At 60.0% G+C, this 14789-nt stretch carries 14 protein-coding genes and 3 pseudogenes; 11 read left to right on the forward strand and 6 right to left on the reverse strand.

The window, feature by feature from the left end; all coding sequences use genetic code 11:
• Nucleotides 1-10 precede the first annotated feature (10 nt).
• Both NGJ21_RS11340 and NGJ21_RS11345 read left to right on the forward strand, forming a co-directional pair.
• Complete coding sequence (locus NGJ21_RS11340) at nucleotides 11-931, forward strand: RHS repeat domain-containing protein (protein WP_251962127.1); 921 nt, start codon at nucleotides 11-13, stop codon at nucleotides 929-931.
• Nucleotides 932-933: 2 nt separating this feature from the next.
• Nucleotides 934-1578: an immunity protein Imm33 domain-containing protein gene (locus tag NGJ21_RS11345; RefSeq protein WP_251962128.1), complete on the forward strand. Its 645-nt coding sequence runs from the start codon at nucleotides 934-936 to the stop codon at nucleotides 1576-1578.
• 123 nt (nucleotides 1579-1701) lie between these two features.
• On the opposite strand, the pseudogene NGJ21_RS11350 reads toward NGJ21_RS11345, so the two are convergent.
• From NGJ21_RS11350 to NGJ21_RS11360, 4 genes and pseudogenes are all read right to left on the reverse strand, one after another.
• A pseudogene (locus tag NGJ21_RS11350) lies at nucleotides 1702-1941 on the reverse strand (IS630 family transposase); the annotation flags it as partial.
• Nucleotides 1942-1988: 47 nt separating this feature from the next.
• Complete coding sequence (locus NGJ21_RS25920) at nucleotides 1989-2156, reverse strand: transposase domain-containing protein (protein WP_353506382.1); 168 nt, start codon at nucleotides 2154-2156, stop codon at nucleotides 1989-1991.
• 16 nt (nucleotides 2157-2172) lie between these two features.
• Nucleotides 2173-3678: pseudogene (tnpC, locus tag NGJ21_RS11355) on the reverse strand (IS66 family transposase).
• Nucleotides 3668-4000, reverse strand: coding sequence for a hypothetical protein (locus tag NGJ21_RS11360; RefSeq protein ID WP_251962129.1), 333 nt, complete (start codon nucleotides 3998-4000; stop codon nucleotides 3668-3670). The pseudogene tnpC and the gene NGJ21_RS11360 overlap by 11 nt, the downstream one beginning before the upstream one ends.
• A 130-nt stretch (nucleotides 4001-4130) precedes the next feature.
• On the opposite strand from NGJ21_RS11360, the gene NGJ21_RS11365 reads away from it, so the two are divergent.
• The 3 genes from NGJ21_RS11365 to NGJ21_RS11375 all read left to right on the forward strand — a co-directional run bounded on the left by NGJ21_RS11365 (nucleotide 4131) and on the right by NGJ21_RS11375 (nucleotide 7548).
• Nucleotides 4131-5621, forward strand: coding sequence for a YifB family Mg chelatase-like AAA ATPase (locus tag NGJ21_RS11365; protein ID WP_012312183.1), 1491 nt, complete (start codon nucleotides 4131-4133; stop codon nucleotides 5619-5621).
• 139 nt (nucleotides 5622-5760) lie between these two features.
• A complete protein-coding gene (locus NGJ21_RS11370; protein ID WP_251962130.1) occupies nucleotides 5761-6021 on the forward strand; it encodes a DUF2790 domain-containing protein in 261 nt (86 codons plus the stop codon).
• Nucleotides 6022-6240: 219 nt separating this feature from the next.
• A complete protein-coding gene (locus tag NGJ21_RS11375) occupies nucleotides 6241-7548 on the forward strand; it encodes an Nramp family divalent metal transporter (RefSeq protein WP_012312181.1) in 1308 nt (435 codons plus the stop codon).
• A gap of 45 nt (nucleotides 7549-7593) precedes the next feature.
• Here the strand turns inward: NGJ21_RS11375 and NGJ21_RS25880 are convergent, their stop codons facing one another.
• Nucleotides 7594-7725 carry a hypothetical protein gene (locus NGJ21_RS25880; RefSeq protein ID WP_256658419.1) on the reverse strand — a complete coding sequence of 44 codons (132 nt, stop codon included), beginning with the start codon at nucleotides 7723-7725 and terminating at the stop codon, nucleotides 7594-7596.
• A 487-nt stretch (nucleotides 7726-8212) separates the two neighbouring features.
• Between NGJ21_RS25880 and NGJ21_RS11380 the strand changes: the two genes are divergently transcribed.
• From NGJ21_RS11380 to NGJ21_RS11400, 6 genes and pseudogenes are all read left to right on the forward strand, one after another.
• Complete coding sequence (locus tag NGJ21_RS11380) at nucleotides 8213-10000, forward strand: monovalent cation:proton antiporter-2 (CPA2) family protein (RefSeq protein ID WP_237859735.1); 1788 nt, start codon at nucleotides 8213-8215, stop codon at nucleotides 9998-10000.
• Between the two features lie 116 nt (nucleotides 10001-10116).
• On the forward strand, nucleotides 10117-11028 hold the full coding sequence (locus NGJ21_RS11385) for a LysR substrate-binding domain-containing protein (protein WP_115273303.1): 912 nt from the start codon (nucleotides 10117-10119) through the stop codon (nucleotides 11026-11028).
• 349 nt (nucleotides 11029-11377) lie between these two features.
• Entirely contained in the window at nucleotides 11378-11545 is a 168-nt protein-coding gene (locus NGJ21_RS11390) for a hypothetical protein (RefSeq protein ID WP_251962186.1), read from the forward strand.
• Nucleotides 11521-11604, forward strand: a pseudogene (locus tag NGJ21_RS26060) (DUF3077 domain-containing protein); the annotation flags it as partial. The gene NGJ21_RS11390 and the pseudogene NGJ21_RS26060, both read left to right, overlap by 25 nt.
• A gap of 459 nt (nucleotides 11605-12063) precedes the next feature.
• Nucleotides 12064-12333, forward strand: coding sequence for a hypothetical protein (locus tag NGJ21_RS11395; RefSeq protein WP_251962131.1), 270 nt, complete (start codon nucleotides 12064-12066; stop codon nucleotides 12331-12333).
• Between the two features lie 4 nt (nucleotides 12334-12337).
• Nucleotides 12338-12610 carry a DUF3077 domain-containing protein gene (locus tag NGJ21_RS11400; RefSeq protein ID WP_251962132.1) on the forward strand — a complete coding sequence of 91 codons (273 nt, stop codon included), beginning with the start codon at nucleotides 12338-12340 and terminating at the stop codon, nucleotides 12608-12610.
• Between the two features lie 159 nt (nucleotides 12611-12769).
• On the opposite strand, the gene NGJ21_RS11405 is transcribed toward NGJ21_RS11400, so the two are convergent.
• Nucleotides 12770-14611: an amidohydrolase gene (locus NGJ21_RS11405; protein ID WP_161872432.1), complete on the reverse strand. Its 1842-nt coding sequence runs from the start codon at nucleotides 14609-14611 to the stop codon at nucleotides 12770-12772.
• Between the last annotated feature and the right edge of the window lie 178 nt (nucleotides 14612-14789).

Genomic DNA, 14789 nt, shown 5'->3' on the forward strand with positions numbered 1-14789 from the left:
GACTAATCCAATGAACACGCTGAGAAAGATTGCCAAGGCGCTGTGCGTCACGCTTCTGTGCATGGGCATAGTCAACAACACAATGGCTGCGGTGGTCACCTACTACCACAACGACATTTCCGGCAGCCCCATCGCGGCCACAGATGCTGCAGGTAACCTGAAATGGAAAGAAAGTTACAAACCCTACGGCGACAAGCTGACGCGCTCGTCGGTCAGCACTGACAATGACATCGGCTTTCACGGCAAGGTCCACGACGACAGCACCGGGCTCTCTTACATGGGAGCGCGTTACTATGACCCAGTGTTGGGGCGGTTCATGGGGGTCGATCCCGTCGACTTCCAAATCGATAACCTGCATAGCTTCAATCGCTACGCCTACACCAATAATAATCCGAACAAATATATTGACCCTGATGGCGAATTTGCAATTTTAGCGATTCCGATTCTCGAGTACATACTTCCAATAGCGGCCTCTCTGGCAGCAGGCTATGTCGCGAAGAATATTGCAGATACACTATCCCATGGCGCCTTAACAACACCAAGTTTTCAAGGCATAGTACTTAACCCAACACACGTCCATGACACACCACTGCCCTCACCGGGAAACATGCACAATGAGTCAGACACTTCAAATTCGCCACCTCGCGATACCTTGAAGCCAGGCTCATTTGCAGGCGAGTCCATTCCTGCACGCGGGCCGGGAAGAGACTGGTCAAAATCAGAGCGAGACCAGATCAATGGCATCGGGAAAAAAAGTGGCTGCCATACGTGCGGCAACACGGATCCTGGTACCAAAAGCGGGAATTTCGTACCTGACCATCAAACGCCAAGTGCCCTCAACGCCGCGGGCAACCCACAACGCCTCTACCCTCATTGCCTGACATGCAGTAGAGTGCAAGGCGGTCAGGTTAGAGGGGCAACGAGAAAATAGTTATGAAATACACCATTGTAGAGTCTAACTCAGGCCGCACTATCAGCACCTCTGGGCTTTTGCAGGTGGCGAACTTCGAATTGTGCGTTACTTTCGATGATCTTTCACTACGCCCACTAGCCGATGAATTTCTTAATTTTGTTTATGAAATCGTTGCGTCCGGACAGTGCATCACCTCCGGCGGGACCTTGTCTTATGGTTCTTGGATCACACAAGTACAACTGGCGGACAATAACATCTTGAGTTTTTGGGAACAGAAACCCAATAGTACTGAATACGAGCCAGGCATCACCAGAACGCTTAAACTATGGCACGCTCAGCACGAAGTTTGTCGAAAACTGGCGGCAACCTACACTCCCCCCCGGTTTGAACAACTGGTCGTCGTTTCCGCAGGTGTACTGGAAGGAGAGGCAACAGAGGGCGTGCGGTACCCCAGTCCGGATCACATGTCAGGTTGGTGGCTGTCTACAGACCGGTACGATGGTAATCTTGAAAGCCTTCAGACATTACATCTACAGCATGTAGTCAATAAGCGTCCTGACCTTGTAAAATATCTGGCCTTGCCTTTCGGGTACAGGTTCTATGGCCCCACCGATCAGTACTGGCAAGATGAAAAGATAGAATGTGAAGATCACCTCGATAACTAAGGGTCTTCCTAACACCCGCTCCTACACTGATGGGGGCGGGCATTAACATATGGCTTCGAATTTTCCTTTCATTGTTATATAGTCTGACATAAGCAACCTGGTTGTCGCCAGCACTGGTCACAGCTAGTGTCCTGTCTCAGATAAAACGTTCTCTTTGTTCTCGCGTGCCATAGCCTCTCGGGCCCTCTGGATCTTGCGCAAGATATCTTCACCTTTGGCGCTCCAGACGTACCGACAGGGCTGAGCGTTGTGCAGCGCTAAAAACGCGGTAATGGAACTGGCCACCTCACGTGTGGAACTGAAGCTGCCGTCACCCAGGTAAACGGTGATATCCCGGAAGAAGCGCTCAACCATGTTCATCCAGGGAGTGCGATCCATGAACCCCACCTATCACATGATGGGGCAGCAGGTTACCGTGGCATCTCTGGCGAGCAGTTCCACGGCAGAAGAGCTTCGTAGTCGGCCACCGACGATGCATACGGCAGGCGCTCAAGTACGTGGCGCAGCCACGTATAGGGCTCCTGGCCGTTGACCTTGGCGGTCTCAACCGAGTGCGATCCATGAACCCCACCTACCACCAGATGGAGCTTCGATTTACCGTTGCATCTCCGGTGAGCAGTTCCACGGCAGCAGCGCCTCGTAGTCCTCTACCGACGAGGCATGCGGCAACCGCTCCAGTACGTGGCGCAGCCACGTATAGGGCTCTTGGCCGTTGGCCTTCGCGGTCTCGACCAGGCTGTAGATCTGTGCACTGGCCGCAGCACCCTTGGGCGTGTCGCTGAACAACCAGGCCTTGCTCCCGATGACAAACGACTTTATCGCACGCTCTGCCAGGTTATTGTCGATCGGCAAATGGCCGGCCTCGACATAGCGTTCCAGCCGGCTCCAGTTGTTCGCCAGATACTGCACCGCCTTACCCAGCACGCTTTGCGGTGTGACTTGGGACTGCGTCTTGTCCAGCCAGCTTTTCAACTGGCCGAGGATCGGCAGGCTTCTTTCCTGGCGACCGATGAACCGCTGGTCATCGCTGACATCCTTGAGTTCACTCTCGATGCCATACAGCTTGTTGATCATCGCCAGCGCCACATCGGCACGTCCCGTCTTGCCTTTGGGCTGCACCTTTTGCGCCTCGACAAACTTGCGTCGTGCATGAACCATGCACGCCAACCGTTCGACACCGGGCTGTAATGCCAACGCGTTGTAACCGGCGTAATCATCGGTCATGACATAACCGCGATAGCCCTCCAGCAGGCGCAACGGTACCTCCTGCGCACGGCTGGTGGTGTAGTCGAACAACACGACTTGTCGATCAGGTGGCCCGCTGGCCTGCACCCACATCCAGGACTGGCTGGTCGGGTCGCGATCCGGTTCCTTGAGCACCTGCACCCGCGTTTCATCGCAGTGAATCACCGGGCTTTCCAACAACCGCTCACGCATCAGGTTCAGCAGCGGCTGGAAGTGTTCGCTGCACTGGATCACCCAGCGGGCCAAGGTTTGCCGGGGGATTTCGATGCCATGCCGGGACAGTACGCTTTCAAAACGGTGCAGCGGTAAGCCATCGACATACTTGGTGGTCAACAGCATGGCCAGCACGCTGGGGCTGGCCATGCTCTTTTCGATCAACTGGGCTGGCTTGTCGGCGGTGACCGGCGCCGCTTCACAACCACGGCAGCCGTAGACCTTGCGCACATGTTTGAGCACGCGGATCTGCATCGGCACGATATCGAGCTGCTCGCTGGTTTCCTCGCCAACCACATGTTTGCGGCAACCGCAGGCGCAGGTCAGCTCGTGCTCGGGCAAGTCGTGGATGACTTCAACACGTGGCAGCTCAGCCGACAACGATTTGCGCTTGCCACGACGTTTGACTGGGACAACGACTTCTTCGTCCGCATCCTCAACCACGGCCAGCAACGGCTCGCTTTCCGGCTCGTTGAACATTGCCAGTCGCGGCCTATTGGGATCGACCGTCTGCTCGGATTTGCGGTTGAACAACCGATCCCGCAGCAGCTTGATCTGTTCTTACAGGTCGACGATTTGGGTGGCATAGGCTTCGTTGACTTCCTGCTCGCGCAAGCGTGCTTCGTAGGCCTCAAGCAACATCTACTTGAGTAGTACGGGATCGTCTGAAAGGTTCGACTTTGCTGTCGGGACGCATCATGGCGGACTGGCTCCAGAAAGAAATCGGGAGCGCAGCATCGGGCTTCAGGTAGTCGCTTGGAATGTGGGCTTCATGGAGCGCAGCGGGATGACGGGTTGCATTCAATATGGTCATAGTAGCGGCGTAGCCCTTGGCGGCAAGGAACCATTTACAGCGTTTACGCGTGCGGCCAGAGGCAACCCGTACGCCGGCCTGGTTGAGCAGCTCGCCGTCGACGACCAATGCCAGGCCAGCGCGACTAGGGATGGGTAATACGAGTGTCAAAAAGATTTCTCCGTCTTCACCGCCCTGCAGAAAGACATGGAAGCACTTTTTTCTGCAGGGCCATCAGGCCACTCACTATGCTTGAGCCAGCCGCAGGAAGCGGCCCCCTATTCGCGACAACGGAGCGTCCATGTCCCTTGCCCTCGTCCACAGCCGCGCCCAGGTTGGCGTGCAGGCACCTGCTGTCAGCGTCGAAACCCACCTGGCCAACGGCCTGCCCCACCTCACCCTGGTCGGCCTGCCCGAAACCACCGTCAAGGAAAGCAAGGACCGGGTGCGTAGCGCCATCGTCAACTCCGGGCTGAACTACCCGCAAAGGCGCATCACCCAAAACCTGGCACCGGCAGACCTGCCCAAGGACGGCGGGCGCTACGACCTGGCCATCGCCCTGGGCATCCTTGCCGCTGACGGCCAGGTGCCGGTGGCCACATTGACCGACATCGAATGCCTGGGCGAGCTGGCGCTTTCGGGCAAGCTGCGACCGGTGCAGGGCGTGCTGCCTGCTGCACTGGCGGCGCGGGAGGCTGGCCGGGCACTGGTGGTGCCGCGGGAAAACGCCGAAGAGGCGAGCCTGGCGGGTGGGCTGGTGGTGTACGCCGTGGGGCACCTGCTGGAACTGGTCGCGCACCTCAACGGCCAGGTGCCGCTGCCCCCCTTTGCCGCCAACGGTCTGTTGCTGCACAGCCGCCCTTACCCCGACCTCAGCGAGGTGCAGGGCCAGGTGGCCGCCAAGCGTGCCTTGCTGCTGGCGGCTTCAGGTGCGCATAACCTGCTGTTCACGGGGCCGCCCGGCACGGGCAAGACACTACTGGCCAGCCGCCTGCCCGGCCTGCTGCCGCCGCTGGATGAGCATGAAGCGCTGGAAGTGGCAGCCATCCAGTCGGTAAGCGGGCACAAACCGCTTGATAGCTGGCCGCAACGGCCGTTTCGCCATCCGCACCACTCAGCGTCCGGGCCCGCGCTGGTAGGCGGAAGCAGCCGGCCACAACCCGGTGAAATCACCCTGGCGCACCATGGGGTACTGTTTCTGGATGAGCTTCCGGAGTTCGAGCGCCGTGTACTTGAGGTGCTTCGCGAGCCGCTGGAGTCTGGCGAGATCGTGATTGCCCGGGCACGGGACAAAGTACGCTTTCCGGCGCGCTTCCAATTGGTGGCGGCCATGAACCCCTGCCCTTGCGGTTACCTGGGCGACCCCACGGGCCGCTGCCGCTGCAGCACCGAACAGATCCAGCGCTACCGCAACAAGCTTTCCGGCCCGCTACTGGACCGCATCGACCTGCACCTGACCGTGGCGCGCGAAACCACCACGCTCAACAATCAACCTTGCGGCGAGACAAGTGCCGATGTGGCGGCCCGGGTGGCCGAGGCGCGCGAGGTGCAGCACCGGCGGCAAGGCTGTGCCAATGCGTTTCTGGACCTCGAGGGGCTGCGCCGGCACTGTGAATTGTGCGCTGCCGACCAGGCCTGGCTGGAGAGTGCCTGCGAGCGCCTGACGCTTTCCCTGCGCGCCGCACACAGGCTGTTGAAGGTAGCGCGCACGCTGGCCGACCTGGAGGGGGCCAGCACGATTGCCAGGGCGCATCTGGCCGAAGCCCTGCAGTACCGGCCCGGTAGTCATTAGCCCTGCGGCCTGCCCCTCATATGCGCACTCAATGCTGCCCATAGCAGCAATATATTTTGCGCGCCAACTAATTGCGCGCAACATTGGTTCCAGACAGCAAGCAATCGTCGCCACCCCTTACTGAATCTGGAGAACGACCATGACCCTTCGCACCGTTTTCGCACTCACCCTCGCTACCCTTGCACTGGGCACCAGCGCCGGCGCCTTTGCCCAGCCCACCGAAGCGACGCCCTACCACTACGGCATGAACCTGGACATCGCCGAAGTGATCAGCCTCGCCCCCTCGGCCAAAATCCAAGACCAGGCAAGCACCGCGACCATGACCTACCGGGACAGCACTGGCCAGGTCCGGAGCATTCGCTACTACCAACCAGACAACGCTCAAGGCAACCAGAACTAAATGCCCATGCGAGTTCGCAGAAGGCCGTGCAAACGGCCTTTTTAATTTGCAGGATACTGGCACTTTCGAGGCATCTGCTCGCGACACCAGTAGTAACAAGGCATCACCTAAAATCTGTAATACTTAGAAACATTTGAAAACAAAATGTAGTTGTACGACATCCTATCTATTGTGTTCGACTGCGCTCGTTTAACAAGAACAATAATCGGAGACATCCCCATGTCGAGCATTCATTCGGCCGAGGGCAGTGCTGCCACACCCTCTCAAGGCCGTGTAACACGGCTGATCAAACTGCTGGGCCCAGGTATCATCGCGGTGCTGTCCTGGCTTGGCGCAGGTGATCTGATAACCTCATCCGTGGCCGGCGCCAACTACGGTTACGCCATGATGTGGGTACTGGCCGTTTCGCTGCTGCTCAGATACCTGATCGTCAACATCATCGCCCGCTTCCAGCTGTGCAATAACCAAGGCATGACCATCCTTCAGGGGTATGCGCAACTGCACCCCGTATTTGCCTGGTTCATGCTGGCCTATGCACTGCTGATGGGCCACCTGATGAACGCCTACATGATCAAGGGCGCCGGCGAAGCCTTGGCGATGCTGTTGCGCATCGACTATCCGCTGCTGTGCTCGATGGCTGTGGTGCTGGCTGTGTGGATGCTGGTCGGGCGCAACATCTACGCAATGATCGAAGGCGTGATGAAGGTCCTGCTCGCCGTGATGACGCTGGCGTTTCTGGCACTGGCCGTGATGTCTGGCCCGGATGTGGCCGGTATCGTCAAAGGTACTATCGGCTTCAGCATCCCGGCTGACGAAGGCGTGCACGGGGCGCTGCTGGTGGCGGTCTCGGTGATCGGCGCGGTGGCAGGCTCGGTGGCCAACTTCGTGCACCCGTACGTGATGCGCCAGAAGGGCTGGGTCGGCCCGCAACACAAACGCATCCAGCGCAACGACCTGCTGTTCGCGGTGTTCGTCGGTATCGTCATCAACCTGGCCATCTGGATCGTCGGCGCAGAAATCCTGCGGCCAAACGGCATCGAAGTGAAAACCCTCGGCGACCTTGGCAAGGCGCTGGAAATCTTCTTCGGCCCGATCGGCTGGTACATCTTCTTCATCGGCGTGTTCGCCACGCTGTTTGCCAGCATTTCCGGCAAGACCACGGCCTTCCCGATGCTGATTACCGATGCCTTCCAGCATGTACAGCCGCAGCGGCGCGAGCGTTACGGCAAAGAGTTCCACAAAGACCCGATGCACAAGTGGTTCATGCTGTTCATTCTGGTCACGCCGCTGATCTGGTCGATACCGGGCATGCCCGACTTCGTGACCCTGACCATTGGCGTCAGTGCGTTGAACATCATCGGCTTGCCCGTCATTTCGCTGGGCCTGCTGATCATGTCCAACCAAAAGTCGCTGCTCAGCAAGGAATACCGCAACAACCTGTTCGAAAACATCGCGCTGGCATTCGCGACCGGGCTGGCGTTGTGGGTGGCCTTCCAGTTGGGTGTGGATCTGCTCGGCCTGGGCTGAGCCCCTTGCACCATCGCTGGCGGGCCGGCGATGGTGCACTGAAGGTTAACGCTGCCTGTTCTTGGCGATCTCGATATCGTTCATCAGCGCTTTGGCCATCAGGCTGTCGGACTGGACGGTGAAGAATGGAGTAGCGACGGGTTTACGGCTAGGTGGATCCGGTACGATCTTCTTCATGGCTTGTAACCTTTGTTCGGCTTAAGGAAACAGCCACCTGAATCTTTCTCACAGATTAAGGGTGGCAGCCATACGTGGGGTGAGAAAACCGAGGAGAAATTGGCAAAGACTCGGCCAGGCGAAAGCCCGCCCACGTACGGCCGCCATAACGACGATGCCTTGTATCAGTCGGGTTCTCACACCCGGTCACCGAAGTGACCCGAAAACGTTATCCCTGAGGCATTTCCCCGACAACAGCGATACTTCAGCAGCGCTCGCAGGATAATTCCCAAAAGGTCGATGCTGAAGCATTTGGTTTCAGGCTCAGAAATGTCTTACGGCTATTGGTCCTTTCGCAGGAAGCCTCGCCACGAGGTCGACCCGGACTGTCACATCAATCGGGACAATGTTTCTTGCCGCAGGCAGATTGTCTGAACCATCCGCAATCCTCAGAATTGCCCGCCACACTGTTCTAACGCTGCCCCGGCAGCTCATGGAGTTCGAGCCAATGCCACACGAAGGCAGCCTTCTGCAAACCGCGGTGATCTTCCTGCTCGCCGCCGTCCTCGCCGTACCCTTGGCCAAACGCCTGCAACTGGGCGCCGTTATCGGCTACCTGCTGGCTGGCGTGGCCATCGGCCCACAGGCCCTGGGCCTGATCCGCGACACCGAAAGCGTGGCGCACATTTCCGAGCTGGGCGTGGTCCTGCTGCTGTTCATCATCGGCCTGGAACTGTCGCCCAAGCGCCTGTGGCTGATGCGTAAGTCAGTGTTCGGCGTCGGTACTGCACAGGTGCTGCTGACCGGCGCACTCATCGGCGCCATCGCCCTGTTCGGCTTCGGCCAGTCACTCTCTGCCGCCATCGTGGTAGGCCTTGGCCTGGCCCTTTCGTCCACCGCCCTGGGCCTGCAGAGCCTGGCCGAGAGCAAGCAGCTCAACGCCCCTCACGGCCGCCTGGCATTCGCCATCTTGCTGTTCCAGGACATAGCCGCGATCCCGCTGATCGCCCTGGTGCCACTGCTGGCCGCCAGCGGCCCGGACACCAGCCACGGTGACAGCCTGCAAAATGGCCTGAACGTCTTCGCCAGCATCGCTGTGGTGATCGTCGGCGGGCGCTACCTACTGCGCCCGGTGTTCCGCATCGTGGCCCGCACCGGCATACCGGAAGTGTCCACCGCCACCGCGCTGCTGGTAGTGATCGGCACCGCCTGGCTGATGGAGGAAGCAGGCATTTCCATGGCCCTGGGCGCCTTCCTCGCGGGCCTGCTGCTGGCCGACTCGGAATACCGGCATGAGCTGGAATCGCAGATCGAACCGTTCAAAGGCCTGCTGCTGGGGCTGTTTTTCATGAGTGTCGGCATGGGCGCAAACCTGAGCCTGCTGCTGGAAATGCCGCTGGTGCTGCTGGGCCTGACACTGTTGTTGGTGACGGTCAAACTGGTACTGCTGATCGGCATCGGCCGTCTGGCCGGTGGCCTGCACAGCGCCAGCGCACTGCGCCTGGGGATGGTACTGGCCACCGGTGGTGAGTTCGCCTTCGTGGTGTTCAAGCTGGGAAAGGACCAGGGCCTGTTCGACACCCAGACCTACGACCTGCTGCTGATGACCATCACCCTGTCGATGGCCATCACCCCGCTGCTGATGCTCGGCTGCGCCCGCGCCCTCAAGCGCACGCAACCTGCCCGCGAAGTACCCGAGCAATACAAGGCCATCGATGCCGGTGCCCCACGCGTGGTGATTGTCGGCATGGGCCGCATGGGGCAGATCGTCTCGCGGATCCTGCGGGCGCAGAAAATCCCCTTCGTCGCCCTGGAAACCTCGGTGGACGCCATCGAGATGACCCGCATGCTCGAACAGGCCCCGGTGTTCTACGGCGACCCGCAGCGCCCCGAGGTGCTGCATGCAGCCAAGGTCGGCGAGGCGGAGTATTTCGTCATCACCATCGACGACCCGGAAGTGACCACACGCACTGCAGAGCGGGTCAAGCGCCTGTACCCACACCTTAAAGTACTGGCACGCGCGCGTAACCGGCAGCATGTGCACAAGCTGGTAGACGTGGGCGCAGAGCCGATTCGCGAGACGTTCTATTCGAGCCTGGAAATGACCCGCCGGGCGCTGGTCGGGTTAGGGCTGAGCAGTGAACAGGCGGCGGACCGCATCGATCGGTTTGCCCAGCATGACGAAGAAGTGCTGGAGGCGCAGGGGCAGGTGCGTGATGACCGGGCCAAGGTGATGCAGACGGCCAAGGAAGCGCGGGTTGAGTTGGAGCGGTTGTTTGATTCGGATGCGGATTGAGCGTCAGGCAAGTTTCCGGATTGGCCAGCCTGTTCTCAAGGGCAACTGATTTGGCGCTCCGGCAAAAGCGATAGACTGCGAAAATTGCCCCTAGCGTTCCACCTGGAGAACGATCATTGGAAGACCTCAACTCCCTCTACTACTTCACCCAAGTGGTCGAGCACGGCGGCTTCGCACCGGCCGGGCGGGCGCTGGACATGCCCAAGTCGAAACTCAGCCGCCGCATCGCCGACCTTGAGGACCGCCTGGGCGTGCGCCTGCTGCACCGCACCAGCCGGCACTGTTCGCTCACCGAGATCGGCCAGGCCTACTACAACCGTTGCCTGGCCATGCGCGTAGAGGCCGAGGGCGCGGCAGAAATCATCGAGCGCAACCGCAGCGAGCCGCGCGGGCTGGTGCGCATCAGCTGCCCGACTACCCTGCTCAACTCCTGGGTCGGGCCAATGCTCACCCGCTACATGCTCAAGTATCCGCAGGTAGAGCTGTTCATCGAGAGCACCAACCGCCGCGTCGACCTGCTGCACGAAGGCTTCGACGTAGCGCTGCGCGTGCGCTTCCCGCCGCTGGAAAACACCGACATGGTGATGAAAGTGCTGAGCAACAGCACCCAGTGCCTGGTGGGGCACCCGCAGTATCTGGAGCACTTGCCCAAGGGCTTCGACCCGCAGTTGCTCGGCACACTGCCCAGCGTGCATTGGGGTAGCGCCCAGCGCGAGTACCAGTGGGAGCTGTTCCAGGGCGAGGACATGAGCCGCAGCATCGTGATCCCGCACACACCGCGCATGGTCACCGATGACCTGTTTGCCCTGCGCCATTTCGTGGTGGCCGGAGTTGGTATCGCGCACCTGCCACGGGTGGCGGTGCGCGAAGACCTGGCCGAAGGCCGTTTGGTGGAGCTGTTGCCGCAGTGGCACCCTCGCTGCGGCATCGTGCACGCCATCTTCCCTTCGCGGCGTGGGTTGCTGCCGTCGGTGCGGTCGCTGATCGATCACTTGGCGGAGGAATTCGCGTTCAGCGACATGGCCTAGACCAGTAGCAGCGATAGGGTCTCTAGCCGTAAGACATTTCTGAACTTGAAAGCAAATGCTTCAGCATCGACCTGCTTGGGAATTATCCTACGAGCGCTGCTGAAGTATCGCTGTTGTCGGGGAAATGCCTCAGGGATAACGTTTTCGGGTCGCTCAGGCGACCGGGTGTGAGAAACCCGACCGATAAAACAGCAGCACCGTAATGGTTGCCGTACGTGGGCGGGCTTCGGCTCGGCCGGGTTTTTGCCGTTTTTTCCTCGGTTTTCTCACCCCGCGTACGGCTGCCACCCACAATCTGTGAGAAAGATTCGAGTGGTAGTTCCCATTTTGAAAAAATAGGAATTACATCATGAAGAAGATCGTACCCGACCCACCCAGCCGTAAATCCGTCACTACCCCATTCTTCACCGTCCAGTCCGACATGTACCCGCCCGACGCCCTGGCCCATGCCAGCGAGCTGTTGCGCGGCGTCATCGAAACCATCGACGAACACTGCTGGCGGCAGCCGACTATCTGAGCCTGTTGGCCAAAGCGCTGATGGACGATATCGAGATCGCCAAGAACAGACAGCGTTGATACCCGTCAGGTAAGCGATTGCGGGCCGCTTTGCGGCCCATCGCCGGCAAGCCAGCTCCTACAGGTCCTGTGGGAGAACAGTGTGTGGCGGGCAATTCTGGGGATTGCGGCTGCCTAAGACAATCGTGCAAGGACCAATAGCCGTAAGACATTTCTGAACCTGAAATCAAATGCTTCAGCATCGACCTGCTTGGGAATTATCCTACGAGCGCTGCTGAAGTATCGCTGTTGTCGGGGAAATGCCTCAGGGATAACGTTTTCGGGTCACTTCGGTGACCGGGTGTGAGAACCCGACTGATACAAGGCATCGTCGTTATGGCGGCCGTGCGCGGGCAGGCTTACGCCTGGCCGAGTTTTGCCTTTGTTCCTCGGTTTCTCACCCTGCGTACGGCTGCCACCCACAATCCGTGAGAAAGATTCAGGTGGCGGTTTCCATAAGCCGAACAAAGGTTACAAGCCATGAAGAAGATCGTACCCGATCCACCCAGCCGTAAACCCGTCACTACCCCATTCTTCACCGTCCAGTCCGACATGTACCCGCCCGACGCCCTGGCCCATGCCAGCGAGCTGTTGCGCGGCGTCATCGAAACCATCGACGAACACTGCCGCGCCCGCGCAGGCGAACCTGGCCTGAACATGCTGAGCAATGCCATGCATGCCAGCGAGATCGCCCATTCGCTGGTCGAGCACGTGCACGCTCGGCTGTTTGGCCAACGGGCCGAGGAGTGAAGCCATGACAGACGAACCCAAGGTCCTGACCACCGTTGGCGTGGCGACTTTCCTCGATGTGGGTAACCCGCCGGTTGATCTGCTGCGTGTGCAGCCCGGCATTCCCATAGACGATGCCTACGAACAGGTGTCCGTGCTGCTCAGCTACATCAAGCACCTGGTGCGTGAAGGCGACATGGAGGATGACCACAAGCTGCTGGCAGCAGCCGACTATCTGAGCCTGTTGGCCAAAGCGCTGATGGACGATATCGAGATCGCCAAGAACAGACAGCGTTGATACCCGTCAGGTAAGCGATTGGAGGCCGCTTTGCGGCTCATCGCCGGCAAGCCAGCTCCTACAGGCCCTGTGGGAGTCGGCTTGCCGGCGATGGGCTGCGTAGCAGCCCTGATAACTAACTGACTGGCATTACCGCAGAGCGCCCTTTCTTACATCAGCTCAAAACGCAAAGCACGAACACCCCAAGGCTCCCCAGAAGCCCTGGAAGTCATTCACCGGCACACTCGAATGCCGCGCCTTTTCATGGCTGTGCGCATGCACCCCGCAAGGCCCGCTGCACTGGTGCACCGTTGCAGCCAGTGATGGCGTACCCACGCGCCAGTGCCCAGGCACCTTGGCCACCGGCGACCACTCCGGCAGCACCGGCACCTGTGGCGGGCCAAGCCTGTCGAATTCGCCAGCGCCGTACACCACCTTGCCGTCAACGATAGTCAGTACCGACTCGATGCCCTTGATCGCCTCTTCATCAACGCTGAAGAAGTCCAGCGACAGGGCCGCCAGGTCCGCCAGCTGGCCAACCTTGATCTGGCCTTTCTTGCCCTGCTCACTGGAGAACCAGGCGCTGCCCTGGGTGAACAGTTGCAGTGCGGTGTCGCGGCTCAGCCCTTCCGGGTACAGCTCCATACCGCCTACGGTCTTGCCGCTGACCAACCAGTACAGCGAAGTCCACGGGTTGTAGCTGGAGACCCGGGTGGCGTCGGTACCGGCGCCCACAGGCACACCCATTTCGAGCATGCGCTTGATCGGCGGGGTCTGCTCGGCGGCCTTCGCACCATAGCGATCGACGAAGTACTCACCCTGGAAGGCCATACGGTCCTGGATGGCAATACCACCGCCCAACGCACGCACGCGCTCGATGTTCTGCGGGGTAATGGTCTCGGCGTGGTCGAAGAACCATGGCAGCCCGTTGAAAGGGATGTCGCGGTTGACCTTCTCGAACACGTCGAGCATGCGCGTGATCGATTCGTTGTACGTAGCGTGCAGGCGGAACGGCCAGCGCTGCTCGACCAGGTGGCGCACCACCGGTTCCAGCTCTTCTTCCATGGTTTGCGGCAGGTCCGGCCGCGGTTCGAGGAAGTCCTCGAAGTCGGCTGCGGAGAACACCAGCATCTCACCGGCGCCGTTATGGCGCAGGAAGTCGGTGCCGCTGTGCAGCTTGACGCTGGAGGTCCACTTCCTGAAGTCGTCCAGCTCTTCCTTGGGCTTTTGGGTGAACAGGTTGTAGGCGATGCGCACGGTCAGCTGGTTATTGTCGGCCAGCTCCTGAATCACCGAGTAGTCGTCAGGGAAGTTCTGGTAGCCGCCACCTGCGTCAATGGCGCTGGTCAGGCCCAGGCGGTTGAGCTCACGCATGAACTGGCGGGTCGAGTTGACCTGGTATTCCAGCGGCAGCTTCGGCCCTTTGGCCAAGGTTGCGTAAAGGATCATCGCGTTGGGGCGGGCGATGAGCATGCCGGTCGGGTTGCCGAACTTGTCGCGCTGAATTTCACCGCCCGGCGGGTTTGGCGTGTCCTTGCTGTAGCCCACGGCCTTGAGCGCGGCGCGGTTGAGCAGTGCGCGGTCGTACAGGTGCAGCAGGAACACCGGGGTATCGGGGGCAGCCTGGTTGATTTCTTCCAGGGTGGGCATGCGTTTTTCGGCGAACTGGAATTCGTTCCAGCCACCGACCACGCGCACCCATTGCGGGGTTGGCGTACGCGCCGCCTGGTCCTTGAGCATGCGCAGGGCATCGGCCACCGACGGCACACCTTCCCAGCGCAGTTCAAGGTTGTAGTTCAGGCCGCCGCGGATCAGGTGCAGGTGCGAGTCGTTCAGGCCCGGGATAACCGTGCGCTGCTTCAGGTCGATGATCTGCGTGGCAGCACCCTTGTGGGCCATGGCCTCGGCGTCGTTGCCCACGGCAATGAAGCGGCCATCCTTGATGGCGACGGCGGTGGCTGTGGGCTTTTCACGGTCGACTGTATGCAGCTTGCCGTTGAACAGGATCAGGTCGGCGGTCATGGAACCTCCTTGGATGGATGCGTGGGCGGAGCCGGCGGCGCCGGTGAAGGGCAATGCGGACCAGAGCGCGCCGGCGGCACCGAGCACGGTACTGGTGGCGAGGAACTGGCGACGGGTCTTGTCGTTGGGGTCCTGGGACATCTTCTTCTCCGTCTGGGTGCGGCGGTGGCTGGGGCAA

It is taken from the genome of Pseudomonas sp. Marseille-Q5299, from assembly GCF_943737035.1.
Taxonomy (GTDB): Bacteria; Pseudomonadota; Gammaproteobacteria; order Pseudomonadales; family Pseudomonadaceae; genus Aquipseudomonas; species Aquipseudomonas putida_E.